The 13,967-nt window shown below is 42.1% G+C and carries 9 protein-coding genes; 6 read left to right on the top strand and 3 right to left on the bottom strand.

The window, feature by feature from the left end:
* Nucleotides 1–48 precede the first annotated feature (48 nt).
* Nucleotides 49–321: a hypothetical protein gene (locus QE404_RS02895; protein ID WP_307446238.1), complete on the bottom strand. Its 273-nt coding sequence runs from the start codon at nt 319–321 to the stop codon at nt 49–51.
* A gap of 11 nt (nt 322–332) precedes the next feature.
* The gene (locus QE404_RS02890; protein WP_307446235.1) at nt 333–758 is read right to left on the bottom strand and encodes a sigma factor; all 426 of its coding nucleotides are present in this window, start codon (nt 756–758) and stop codon (nt 333–335) included.
* A gap of 439 nt (nt 759–1,197) precedes the next feature.
* On the opposite strand from QE404_RS02890, the gene alaS reads away from it, so the two are divergent.
* The 6 genes from alaS to QE404_RS02860 all read left to right on the top strand — a co-directional run bounded on the left by alaS (nt 1,198) and on the right by QE404_RS02860 (nt 12,841).
* Nucleotides 1,198–3,801 carry an alanine--tRNA ligase gene (alaS, locus tag QE404_RS02885; protein WP_307446233.1) on the top strand — a complete coding sequence of 868 codons (2,604 nt, stop codon included), beginning with the start codon at nt 1,198–1,200 and terminating at the stop codon, nt 3,799–3,801.
* A gap of 179 nt (nt 3,802–3,980) precedes the next feature.
* Nucleotides 3,981–6,443, top strand: a complete 2,463-nt coding sequence (locus QE404_RS02880) for a DUF5686 family protein (RefSeq protein ID WP_307446230.1) — start codon at nt 3,981–3,983, stop codon at nt 6,441–6,443.
* A 262-nt stretch (nt 6,444–6,705) separates the two neighbouring features.
* The gene (locus tag QE404_RS02875) at nt 6,706–8,184 is read left to right on the top strand and encodes a hypothetical protein (RefSeq protein WP_307446227.1); all 1,479 of its coding nucleotides are present in this window, start codon (nt 6,706–6,708) and stop codon (nt 8,182–8,184) included.
* A gap of 62 nt (nt 8,185–8,246) precedes the next feature.
* Nucleotides 8,247–10,058: a cytochrome-c peroxidase gene (locus tag QE404_RS02870; RefSeq protein ID WP_307446224.1), complete on the top strand. Its 1,812-nt coding sequence runs from the start codon at nt 8,247–8,249 to the stop codon at nt 10,056–10,058.
* Nucleotides 10,059–10,160: 102 nt separating this feature from the next.
* Nucleotides 10,161–12,569: a hypothetical protein gene (locus QE404_RS02865; RefSeq protein WP_307446221.1), complete on the top strand. Its 2,409-nt coding sequence runs from the start codon at nt 10,161–10,163 to the stop codon at nt 12,567–12,569.
* A gap of 35 nt (nt 12,570–12,604) precedes the next feature.
* A complete protein-coding gene (locus tag QE404_RS02860) occupies nt 12,605–12,841 on the top strand; it encodes a hypothetical protein (RefSeq protein WP_307446218.1) in 237 nt (78 codons plus the stop codon).
* 216 nt (nt 12,842–13,057) lie between these two features.
* Here QE404_RS02860 and folP read toward each other — a convergent pair whose 3' ends face one another.
* Nucleotides 13,058–13,897, bottom strand: a complete 840-nt coding sequence (gene folP / locus QE404_RS02855) for a dihydropteroate synthase (RefSeq protein ID WP_307446217.1) — start codon at nt 13,895–13,897, stop codon at nt 13,058–13,060.
* Between the last annotated feature and the right edge of the window lie 70 nt (nt 13,898–13,967).

Raw genomic sequence — 13,967 nt, 5'->3', positions numbered from 1 at the left:
TTTCAAAAATATAGTCGGAACGTCTTCAAAATCCTGACAAAAAATTTATCAAATATCTAATTTTTTCAAATTTTTTTCTTTAAAACCCTGAATTTCAAATTCTTTAATTTCATTTTTCTGTTCATTGAAAAGTTTCCCTTTCAAAATTTCATCTAAAAGTTCCAGCTTTTTCTTATAAGCCATGCACCACTTACAGATTTTAAGATGCATGAAAAGTCTCCAGTTCTCTTTAGAAGAAGTGTTACCTGCATTTTGTTTTTCCATCAACATTGTGGCTTCATTACAGGGTAAGAACAGGATATGTATTAGTTTTTTAAACATTTAAAAAGTAATTATGATTGAGCAAACCAGTTAAACTCCAGACATTCTCTGAGCTGCATTCTGCTTCTCTGCAGAATCTTCCAAAGATTAGTCGTAGAAATATCGAATTCCTGACTTACTTCAGATGCTTTTTTTTCTTCAAGATAATACATTTTCATCGGAAATTTCCAACGGACTGGCAATTCTTCCAGGCAATCCTCTAAAGTTTTATTAAAATCACGGTAAAAATCGGCCACTTTTCTTTTTAATATAGCCATCAGCCAGGTCAGAGGCTCACTTTTACCATTAAAGGATTGATATGACGAAAAAGCAGAGATAAAAACTTCCTGCACAATATCTTCCGCCTCCGTTTTATCAGACAGCAGATAAACAGCCCTTCTCAGCAACTGCCCGGAATACTGATCAATCCAGTTTTTAATGGTTTCATTTTTCATCATCAAATATTATTTTATTTACTCGTGATTTTCAAATGTTTATATGAAATACTCGAGGCTTTTGGTAATATGAAAACGAATATAAAAAACTTATATGATAAACTGCAAGGTTTAGTACATTCATTTTATCCTGCAAGTGCCGTCCCAAAATATGCAAATCATCGTAGTATCAATTTAAACAAATGATTCTAAATACGTATGCCGAAAACCCGCCCTTTGCCAATAATACATTTTTAATAAAATTATATCTCACGCAATCGGCAAAGCAACGCGAGACCACCCAATAAGGAATTGTCATGAAAAGCGGGAAAAGCATCTTAAAAATGTTTCTGAATCATGATGCAATTCTTCGTAAAAGTATCAAATATTTAAACCTAAATCGCCCAAAAACATTAAATTTGCATCTTATCAAAATTTGTAAAAAAGCAAAGCAATATAGATCATGACATCACAAGAGATCCGTCAGAAATTTTTAGACTATTTTAAAAGCAAAGGACACCTGATCGTCCCTTCAGCACCGATCGTACTGAAAGACGACCCTACCCTGATGTTTTCCAATTCGGGAATGACTCAGTTCAAAGATTTTTTCCTGGGCTATAAAACCCCTACGGCACCGCGTATTGCAGATACGCAGAAATGCCTCAGGGTATCCGGAAAACACAATGACCTGGATGATGTAGGCCGCGATACCTACCACCACACCATGTTTGAAATGCTGGGGAACTGGTCTTTCGGGGATTATTTTAAGAAAGATGCTATTGCTTTTGCCTGGGAACTGCTGACGGAAGTCTACGGAATTCCTAAAGAAAACCTGTATGTAACGATTTTTGAAGGTGACGCTTCAGAAAACCTGGATAGGGATCAGGATGCCTATGATTTCTGGAAGTCCCATATTTCCGAAGACAGGATCATCAACGGAAACAAAAAAGACAACTTCTGGGAAATGGGAGAAAGCGGGCCGTGCGGACCATGTTCTGAAATCCATGTGGATTTGAGGACTCCCGAAGAAAAAGCTCAGGTATCCGGACTGGACCTGGTAAACAACGACCATCCTCAGGTGGTGGAAGTCTGGAACCTGGTATTCATGGAATTCAACAGAAAAGCAGACAGAACACTGGAAAAACTTCCTGCACAGCACGTAGATACGGGAATGGGCTTTGAACGTCTTTGTATGGCGCTCCAGGGTAAGTCTTCCAATTATGATACAGATGTTTTCACACCGCTGATTGCCAAAGTAGAGGCACTTTCAGGGAAGAAATATACCGGAGTTTTAGAGGATGAAAAGGATATTGCCATCCGTGTAGTGGTAGACCACATCAGAGCGGTTTCCTTTGCCATTGCCGATGGGCAGCTGCCTTCCAACGGAGGTGCCGGTTATGTGATCAGAAGGATTTTAAGAAGAGGAATTTCCTATTCCTACCGATTCCTCGGCATGAAGGAACCTTTCCTGTACAAGCTGGTGGCTGTTCTTCAGGAGCAGATGGGCCAATTCTTCCCTGAACTGGAAAAGCAGGGCAAACTGGTTTCTGAAGTCATTAAAAGTGAAGAGGAATCTTTCCTGAGAACCATAGAAAACGGACTGATCCGGGTTGAAAAACTGATCCAGCAGACGATCAAAAACAACACTAAAGTTTTACCGACTGAAGAAGTCTTTGAATTATACGACACGTACGGATTCCCGGATGACCTGACAAGGATTATTGCAGAAGAAAAAGGGTTAACAATAGACGAAGAAGCGTTCAAAGTGGCACTGAACGAACAGAAGCAGCGTTCAAAAGCAGATTCTGCACAAAAGGTATACGACTGGGTAGTTCTGGAAGAAAAACCTGAAAACTTTGTCGGCTATGATCAGTTTGAATCTGAAACCTATATTACCCGATACAGAAAAGTAGAAAATAAGGACGGGGAATTCTACCAGGTGGTACTCAGCGAATCCCCTTTCTATCCTGAAGGCGGAGGCCAGGTAGGAGATAGAGGAGTATTGGAAAATGCCGTTGAAAGCTTTGAAGTGCTGGAAACGAAGAAAGAAAACGGACTGATTATTTCCTTAATCAACGGCCTTCCGAAAGATGCCGGTGCAGTATTTTATGCCAAGGTCAATGCTTCTGAAAGGAAAAATTCCCAGGCTAACCATTCCGTAACCCACCTATTGCATGAAGCCCTGAGGGATGTTTTAGGAACCCATGTGGAACAAAAAGGGTCTTTTGTTGGCCCGGACTATCTTCGTTTCGACTTTTCGCATTTCAATAAGATGACCGAAGAAGAACTGGCTTTGGTTGAAAATAAAGTAAATGCCAAGATCAAAGAAAGCATTGCTCTTCAGGAGTTCAGAAATATTCCGATTAAAGAAGCGATGGATAAAGGGGCTATGGCTTTGTTCGGCGAGAAATACGGGGACAGCGTAAGGATGATCCAGTTTGGGAGCTCAAAAGAGCTTTGCGGAGGAACCCATGTAAAAAACACCAGTGAAATCGGACATTTTAAAATTGTTTCCGAAAGTTCTGCCGCTGCGGGCATCAGGAGGATTGAAGCCATTTCAGGAGACAAGGCTGAAGAATATTTCAAAAACCTGGAAAAACAGGTTGCTGAACTTTCCCAGCTGCTAAAATCGAAAGATATCGTGAGATCGATTGAGAAATTGATCGAAGAAAATACGGGATTGAAATCCGAAGTGGATGCGCTGAAAAAGGAAAAAGCCAAGGGGGAAATTGGAGACTGGAAAAATGCTTACGAACAGAAGGGCGACAAGCAGCTTCTGGTGAAGAAAACCTCTCTGGACGCAGGTTCCGTAAAAGATATTGTATTCCAGCTGAAAAGGGAAATTCCTTCTTCTATAACCGTTATCCTTTCTGATGCAGACGGAAAACCAATGATTACCGTAGGGGTTTCAGACGACCTGGCATCAAGTTATCAGGCCGGAACCCTTGTGAAAGATTTAGCCAAGGAAATCCAGGGCGGCGGCGGCGGAAATCCCGGCTTTGCAACAGCGGGAGGTAAAAACCTTGACGGTCTTGAAAATGCCTATCAAAAAGCACTGACCATTTAAACAGGCTGTACCAACAGTCACAATACATCAGTACGCAAATCATATTGCAGGTACTTAATATTTAAACATCAGCTGTATCTTACCGGTACAGCTGATTTTCATTTTAACAAAATATTATATTTTCCGGCTATGTTTTGTAACTATCTTATCAATAGTTTTGTCTTATTAATAAAAAACTAATGATAAAACTTTTATGCTCGCTATTTCTATTGTCCAGTGCAATGGTATTCAGCCAGACCCAATTCAGGATATTCAGCAAAACCAGTAAGCAACCCGTAGCCAATGCAGCGGTATACTGTGATGATAATCTTCTTGGGAAAACCAACCAGGAAGGGCTTCTATCCGTTAAGACAAAATGTAGAAAGGTAGAAATTCTGGCCAGCAACTATGAAGATGCGACAGCAGATGTCAGAAAAACAGTTGAGGTAGCTTTGCAGCCGTTAGCTGAGAAAAGGGATAACATAGAACGGGTCATTATCAACGATAAAAGTGATCCCCGGGCATTAAGAATCCTGGACGAACTGAATAAAAGAGCTAAAGAAAATTCACCCAAATCCCTGGATTCCTACACATTTAAGTCGTACAGCAAATTTTCCATAGATGTGGATAAAGATTCTGTAGATACCTTTAAAGATTTTATCGCGACCCGGAAAGATTCACTTTCGAGGGCCGAAGACAGAAAATTCAAACAGAAAGAAAAAGAAAAGAAGGATTCGCTCCTTACGGAAGAATTCATCAGTGCCGCTGCGGCAAGCCAGATGTTCCTGTGGGAAAAAGCATCGGAATACAAATACTCCAAAAAATTCGGTGAAAAGACCAATATCATAGACAACAGGATGTCCGGCTTCAAAAACCCGATTTACGAAGCACTGGCCATCAACATTTCCAATCTCGACAGAACGCCCCGCCAGCTGAGGCCTGAAAACCGTAATCTTTTCAATTTTTACCTGTCGGATACCATCCAGCTGGACGGCAGGAAAACCTATGTGATCAAGTTCAAGGAAATCACTAACAAGAAGAAACAGAACCCGAGAAAATTCAACGGTAAAATCTATGTGGATGCCTCAAGCTTTGCGCTGAAAAAATTTGAGAGCACCAGCAAAAAACTCAACGAAGGCAATATTGTCTCTGTCTGGAAGCCCATTGACAATAAATGGTTTCTGGATTACGAAGATATCAAGGTAAAAATGGGCGATCAAACCTATGAAACCTCTAAAAAGGACAGCACCAAGGCCGGGGAAAAACCAAAATTCAATAAGAAGACATTTGGAAATTACCTGTATGTAAAGAACCGTTTTTTTGATTTCAGACTGAATGAAGATGAAAAAGCATCAGACTTCAAAGGATACTCACTTGAACTAAAAAATTCGGACGGGAGCCTGTTGAATCAGTACAGGACCGATAGCCTTACTGAACGCGAAAGTGCTACCTACACTAAAATGGACCAGTTTGTGGAAAAGCACCAGTTTGAAAAGAAACTGAGCTACCTCACCCAACTTTTACGGGGAAACATACGGTATAAAATGATTGATTTTGACCTCACCAAATTTTACAGCTATGACCAGTATCAGGGGCTGCGTTTGGGAGCAGGCGTAAAGCTCAATGAAAAATTCAGCAAGACCTGGTCGCCGGACGGTTATTTCGGTTACGGTTTCAAAGACAGCCGCTTTAAGTATGGACTGGGATTGGACGTAAAGCTGTCTGACAAAAGGACCTCCGTATTCCGGATCGATTATGTTGATGATGTATTTGCTGTAGGTAGATTCAGTAATGCGATGTGGGATCTTTCGATGAAGCTTTCAGATATCAACATTGACCTCCATAACGGAGCATTCTATAAAAACCAGAAATGGGGCGCCTCATACTTATATGACCTTTCCAATTCCCTAAGCATGAAAATTGCCGTAAATAAAGAGAAACAACAGGCACTTTTTGATTATCAATATAAGGATATGGGCAACCGGTTCGATAATTTCAGCACTACCCTTTCCCTAAAGTTCGCCCCGAATGACAAAAACATCATGACACCCAGCGGAAAATTCACTTTTGAAAAAGGATATCCGCAGGTCTATGTCAATTACGAAAAAGGAATGAAAGCCCTGGGTGGCGACCTGAATTACAACCGCCTGGATGCCCTTATAATCCATCAGTTCCGGACCGCAGCCGGATTAACCAACATCAAATTTTTTGGTGGCCTCTCCTCAGGAACGGCTCCGATCTGGAAAAACTTTGAGATCGCAGGACAGACGGACCGTAACAACAACCATTGGTATTCCAATATCGGCAGCCCGACCAATCTCGGATTTACCACCATGCCTGCGGGGACTTTCTATACGGATAAATTCGTAGCAGTACGGTTTTCACAGTCGCTACCATTCAAATTTAAAACACTGGGCACAAAATATTCCAGCATAGATATAGAATACCAATCCGCCATAGGTAATTTCAGGAACAGCGGTGACCATCAGAGATTCGAGTTCATGGTACTGGATCATTATTATCAGGAGGCAGGGCTGATCTGGAACCGGTTTTTGGGTACTAATTTCGGGATCGGGTTCTCTTACCGGCTCGGATATTACCGGACTTCGGAATTCAGTAATAATTTCGGGATAAAGATCAAATTCAATGTTCTTGACCGGTAAACTTCAAGTATAAACTGCCTTTTTATGAGGCAGTTTTTTTTTATTTCAAAACCAACGGTCTCTAATCAGCCGGAGATCCATCAGAGAACTTTTGCTCAGAATCGAATATGGTTCATAGCCATTATTTTGATCCGTTCTAATTATTGACTTTCCCTTAACACTGGCTGTATGATCATAAAGCAAAGTTCATTTAAGCAGGCTGTATCTTAAAATACAATTAACAATAGACCTTTAGTTTTGCAGCATCGAAATAAAAATGATTATGAAAATTTACAAAACTATCGGTGCCTTATTCCTGGCAGCGGCTATCTTCCAGAACTGTAACGACGATACTACGGACGGCAATGAAAACCCCGTAAATCCGAACATTAAAATTGAAAATTTTTCCAAAGAACCTGCATTTGCCTATGCAATGAACGGTTTTGAAAACCTTGCCATTACAACATTAATCTCCAGTTCCGATGTCCTTGCAGGAAGCCCGAACTTTGTTTTTGCAGGACAGCCGGACGGCATGGGAATCATGAAAGACCCGAATTCAGAAGGGTACCTGATGATTACCAACCATGAAATCACCAAATCGGTTTCCCGTGTATATCTGGACAAATCATTCAGACCGGTAAAGGGCGAATACATCCTGAACGGAATCGGTGGAATGACCAGGTTATGTTCTGCAACCCTGGCTACGGTAGCTGAGCATGGTTTCAGCGCTTTCCTTACAGCCGGTGAATCCGGTGAAGAGAGTATGGTACATGCACTTAATCCACTGGCACCGGTTTCCCAGGCCGCAGATCAGTCAAGGGTAAAGCCTGCCTTGGGAAAAGCCTCTATGGAAAACGCAGTTCCGCTTCCTAAAGATGTGTCCAACGGGAAAACCTATATTATGATCGGTGAAGACCAGTCTTTCAGTTCTTCACACCAGTCTGCGGGACAGTTGATCATGTATGTATCCGATACGCAAGGTGACTTAAACAACGGAAAACTGTATGCACTGAAGAGAACCAACGGCAATTATACGGAAACCAATATGACCAAAGGAAATCAGTATGACGTGGAATTCGTGGAAATCCCTAATGCAAAATCGCTTACAGGTGCACAGATCAACCAGAAAAATATCGATAACAATGCAATCCGTTTTTCAAGAGTAGAAGATGTGGATTACAGAAAAGGAGCCGGCAAAGGAAGGGAGATCTACTTCACTGCAACCGGAGAATCTTCAGACGGCGTAAATCCTAAAGCCGGGCTGACAATGTGGGGAAGAGTATATAAGCTGGTCCTGAATGAAAGCAATATGCTTACAGGGAAACTGGAAGTAGTAGCTGAAGGAGATTCCAATCCGGGAAGCAACCTGATCAACCCGGACAACCTTTGTGTAACGGAAAATTATGTATACATCCAGGAAGACGGGGATTCTTATTATCCTGCTGCGACACACGATTCTTATATCTGGCAGCTGGACATCAAAACCAAACAGTATAAGCCATGGCTGAATATGAAGCACAACAGGAATGATGCGGCGTGGCAGACGTCATACAATCAGTCGGGTCAGCTTACCAAACTTGGATCATGGGAATACGGGGCGATGGTTGATATCTCAGACATCATAGGAGTCCCTAATACCTTTACCGTGAATATCCACTCCCATACATGGCAGAAAGATGCGTTTGCCAACGCAGACGGTGCCAGCGTGAACACCAATAAGGAAGGCGGGCAGATCCTGATCATCAGAAACGTTCAGAAATAAATTTATCATCCATTAATACAGAGTATCAGTAGAAGCCATTCTATTGATACTTTTTCATACGTATGAAAATCCTTTTAAAATATCCTTTATCCGTTTTTCTTTTCATCGTTTTTACCGTATTCGGGGCATTGCAGTGTACCCAGAACCAGCAACCGGTTAATGAAGACCTTGCTGAAGTAAAGAAAGACATTTTCAGGACCAATACAGATTTTTTAAACCAGACGAATGCACTCATCCGTATGGTATCCGGAAAACCGGAACAGGCAGTTCTTCAGCAACAATTTGAAGCATTAAGAACCACTTATAAGAACATGGAATGGGCTGTGGAATATTTCCTTCCCCAGACGGCACGGTTTATCAACGGTCCGGCCCTCCCGGAGATCGAGATGCAGGAGCATGTGGAAATAGAACCGGAAGGGCTCCAGGTACTGGAAGAGCTGCTATATCCTTACGATCCCGCAAACAGAGATGAGGTGATCCGGATGCTGAAGAACCTGACCAACAAAAGCAATGCGATCAAAGTTAACTTTCAGGCCATCACCATTTCCAAAGACCAGGTTTTCGATGCGTTGAGGCAGGAAGTATTCCGGATCTCCAGCCTGGGGATTGCGGGATTTGACACGCCGGTTTCGGGGACCTCCTTAAAAGAAATGCCTCACGCATTGAACGCCGTGAAGAAAATACTGCAACTGATTGCCACAGACCGATCAAAGGAGAAATCACTTGTACGGATCAGCACAGAAATAGAGGCTGCTGTTCTTTACCTCAACCATCATCCAGACAAAAATACTTTTGATTATATTACTTTTATTCCGAAGCACCTCAACACCATCACTTCGCTGATGATCGATTTCCGCAATCAGGAAGAGATTCCGGCGATAGAAGTGACTTCAGCATTAAATAAAAATGTCCGCACATTTTATTCTAAAAATGCTTTCGACCCAAATGCTTTTGTCCCGGGGAAAGAGTTTGAAATGTCTCCGGAAAAAGTACAGCTGGGCAAACGGCTTTTCAATGATAAAATCCTGTCCGACAACCATACACGGAGTTGTGCCACCTGCCATATCGCTGAAAAAGCCTTTACAGATGGAGTGGAAAAAGCCATGTCGCTTACAGATTCACCTTTAAAAAGGAATACCCCTTCGCTAAGCTACTCCGCTTTTCAGCACGGACAGTTCTGGGACATGCGGAAAGATGACCTTGAAGGACAAAGTTCGGATGTGATTACCAATAAGGAAGAAATGCATGGCGACCTCAGCAGGATTATTGCTAAAATCAACAGCGATCCGGAATACCGTACTGCCTTCAGGAAAATTTACAAAGGCAGGAAGACCGAGATCTGGCAGCTTCAGAATGTGTTGGCAAGCTACATCCGTTCACTGGCTGCTTTCAATTCGGATTTCGACCGTTATATGAGGGGAGATCAACATGCAATGACGGAGAATCAGAAAAAAGGATTCAACCTGTTTATGGGAAAAGCACAATGCGCTATCTGCCATTTCCTGCCCCTTTTTAATGGTACAGTTCCACCAAACTATACCAAAACCGAGCAGGAAGTACTTGGTGTGGCTGAAAACGCCTCAAATAAGATCTTAGACCGGGACCCAGGCAGAGGAAAGTTCCACGAAACCATAGCATTTCTTCAGCATTCCTTTAAAACGTCTACACTCAGGAACATCGGAAAGACCGGTCCGTATATGCATAACGGAGGCTACCGGACGCTGAAAGAAGTCATGGATTTTTATAACAAAGGCGGAGGAAAGGGCTTTGGGCTGAAAGCCGATAACCAGACGCTTTCAGATGCTCCGCTAAATCTTTCGGACAAGGAAATTTCAGACCTCATCGATTTTCTTAACGCATTGAATGATCACTAAATATAGATCCCGGATATTCCGGGATTTTATTTTTCCCGCATATGATTCTCTCCCGGAAAACTTTTTCAGAATCAGAAATATCATTAATTTTGATCCGCATTTATGAAAAGGATTTTATTTATTATATTTTTTCTGGCCTTCATTCTGGGTTATTCACAATCAAGAATCAGGGTTATTGACGATATAACGAAATCCGCTGTTTCCCATGCATCAATATCCTGTAATAATACTGTCCTTGGTTATACGGATGATAACGGCATCCTTGAATTTGAGACGGCGTGCAAGCGTATTGAAGTGAAGGCAGACCGGTATCAGACTGAAACTGTTAGCGTAGAAAAAAACTTTCAGGTTGTGCTGAAAAAAGAATCCTCAAAGACCACTGATATAGAAGCTGTGATTATTGAGGATAAAAGTGATCCCCGCGCTCTGGCAATCCTTAAAATGGTGGACCGGATGTTCAGGGAAAATTCTCCCAAAAGCCTGGATTCCTATTCATACAAGTCTTATGAAAAGGTCTCGATGGATATTGATGAAGACAGCCTCGTACAGTTCAATGAGCTGTTCCGCAACAATGATTTTATAAAGCGGAAAAGGAAAAAAGACTCTTTAAACAATATCTCGGCGAGAAATATCTTTTCCAAAAGCAAACTCTTCCTTTGGGAAAGGGCTCAGGAATTCCTGTACTCTAAAAAATACGGTGAAAAGATCAACATCCTGGACAACAGGATCTCCGGCCTTAAGCAGCCTATCTATGAAATGATTGCCCTGCAACAGAGTAACCGGGACAACCTCCCAACTCAGCTGAAGCAGGAAAACAGAGGGCTTTACCGGTTCTTTTTAACGGACACGGTAACCATGGACGGAAGAAAAAACTTCGTGATCCGCTTCCGTGAGGTTAATTATAAAAAGCCTGACCGAAAGACCAGATACAATGGTGCTATTTATATTGATACCGAGACGTACGGCATCAAAAAAATAGAAAACTTCAGCAAAAACAAAAGCGACGGCATTATAACCAGTGAATGGACTTATTTTAACCATAAGTGGTTCCTCGCCAGCGAAACAGTGAAACTGAAAATGAGCAGGATGCAGATGCAGGAAGGAAAAAATGCGGATGGCAAACCGTCGAAAAATGAAAAAAGAAGCTTCGGCACCTATGCCTTTCTAAGCTCACGGTATTTTGATTTCCAGTCTCCTATTGAACCCAAGCGGGAAGATTTCAAAGGCTATACTTTCTCGGTAAAGAATGCAGACGGCAAATCCCTCAATCTTTACCGGACCGATCCGCTGACCATGCGGGAGAGAAATACATATGCCACAATCGACAGCATCGGCAGGATTTACAATATCGACAGCAAGGCAAGGGTACTTACTGCCCTTCTGAACGGGCAGGTAAGGGTCGGCGTAATGGATTTTGCAGTGGACGAAATTGTAAACTACAACTTATATGAAGGTTTCAGGGTGGGCCTTAAAGCCAAGGTGAATGAAACTTTCAACCCCTATTTTTCTCCTGATTATTATTTTGCGTACGGGTTCAAAGATGACCGCTGGAAATACGGTATCGGTCTGGATATGAAAACCACGCTGGAAAAAAATTCTTTCTTCAGGATTGAGTATTATGACGATGTGACGGCTTCCGGGGAGTTCAACAGAAGGTTATGGAGCTTCAAGATGCGGACCATGAACTATGGGAATAATCTGAATAATGACAAATATTTCCGGTATAAGGGCGCAACAATATCTTATCTGAATGATGTTACCAATGGCCTTACCCTGGCTTTTGCAGCCAGAAGGAATGATGAAGAGGCAATGTTTAACTATCAGTTCCGGAACAGAGGTGCCTCTTTTGATAATTTCAACACGCTGCTTACCCTTAAGTTTTCGCCGAATTCCACCAATATTATGACACCGCAGGGAAAATCACTGATTGACCAGAAATATCCTGAACTGTACTTCAATTATGAACAAAGCTACCGGTTGCTGGGCGGAGATTTCAATTATACCCGCTTCGATGCCCTTTTCGTTCATAATTTTAAAACAATTCTTGGAACTACCGGCTTCAGGCTTTATGGCGGACTTGTATTGGGAGATGCTCCAATCTGGAAAAACTTCACCATGAACGGGCTGGCTTCCCCGAGCCGCGATATCAATTTCAACTTCACCTCTTATCTGGGCTTTGCCACACTGGAAGGCGGTAAATATTACAACGACCGTTTTGTGGCGTATTATTTTACCCATAAGCTGCCCTGGTATTTCAAAAGCTTCGGACGGAACATCTCCAGTTTCGATTTTGTATTGAGGGGAACCATCGGGTATATGAAGCATCCCGAATACCATCAGTTCCGTTTCAGGCAGTTGAACCGGCTGTACCAGGAGGTTGGATTGGAATGGAATAATTTCCTTTCGAGTTACTTCAATTTAGGATTGTTTTACAGGGTCGGTTATTATACCACCCGCAACTTCAAGCAGAATTTCGCCATACAGTTCAAGCTCAAACTGCTGGAATTCTGATGTTATCCCATAAATCAAAAAAAGAATCAAACAATATGCAGAATATCACTGTGAAAGCCGAGCAGTTTTTTGAATTGCTCAAACTGAAAGACACTTCCATGTGGGAAATTTTTGCCCAGATGATCGACGGCAACGAGAAGGAAATCATTTTCCTTGATAATGAAGATACCATACTCTTCAATTACATTCTCCCTTCCACCCCGGAAAAACTGGAAGAAGACCGTAAAGAATTCTCCAGGCAGTTTGCGGATAAACTGGCACAGTTTAATTAAAAAAGGTAAATCAGATTATGGATTTTGAATTTTGGGTCTGGAACTTTAGAGTTTAGATGAGAAATCATAGACGGATAGATGATAGACGTAATGAAGGTTTTAATATAAAGGTTAATCCAATATCTAAGATATGCCCTTCACAATCCAAAATTCAAAATCCAAAATTTCACATCTATCATCTATCCATCTCTCATCTATTGTCTCTCCGGCTGTTACTCACCTTCCGGCCCTGCTTCTCAAAAACTCATCCACGGTTTTCTTCGCTTCAGCCACATCATGTACCCGCAGGATTTTCGCGCCCTGTTCCAGCACTTTCAGGTGGAGCTTCTGGGTTTCTTCGTTAATGTCTGACGGAGATTTTCCAAGCGGTTTGTAAATAAATGATTTCCTGGAGATTCCTATGAGCAATGGGAATCTTCCGAACCCCAGATAACCGATTTCTTCCAGCAGTTTCATCTGGTCTTCCACCGTTTTCCCGAAACCAAATCCCGGATCTAAGATCACATCACGGATCCCTAAATCCATCAGCTCCCTGGTTTTCTGCATGAAAAAGCTGTTAACGGCTAAAGTAATGTCTTCATACTGCACTTTCTGATGCATTGCTGCATAATCCGGGTTGATGTGCATGGCGATATACGGAAGCCTGGTCCTGGCTACTTCTGTCCACATGCTTTCATCAAACTGCCCTGCCGAAATATCATTGACCATATCAATGCCTTCGTTGAATCCATACCGTACGGTGGCCCCGTAAAACGTATCCAGTGATACCAGAACGTCCGGAAATTCTTTTTTAACCGCAGAAATCACGTTTCCGATTCTGCGGATCTCTTCATCGCTGCTTAAGAATTCTGCGCCCGGACGTGTGGACTGCGGACCTATATCGATGATTTCAGCACCTTCAAGGATCAGTTTTTCCGCATGCAGCAATGCAGAATGCTCAGTGTTAAATTTTCCTCCATCTGAAAAAGAATCGGGAGTAAGGTTCAGGATGCCCATAATTTTGGGTACCTGTAACCCGATCAGCCTGCCGTTACAGTTTAAAAAATGATCACGCATAAGTCCGGAGATTTTAGATGTACAAAAGTAAAGAGTAGTTTTGAATTTTGAAGGCTGAATTTTGGATTAG

This window comes from Chryseobacterium camelliae, from assembly GCF_030818575.1.
Taxonomy (GTDB): Bacteria; Bacteroidota; Bacteroidia; order Flavobacteriales; family Weeksellaceae; genus Chryseobacterium; species Chryseobacterium camelliae_A.
The sequence above is the reverse complement of the archived record's forward strand: the minus strand, read 5'-3'. Positions and strand labels throughout refer to the sequence as shown.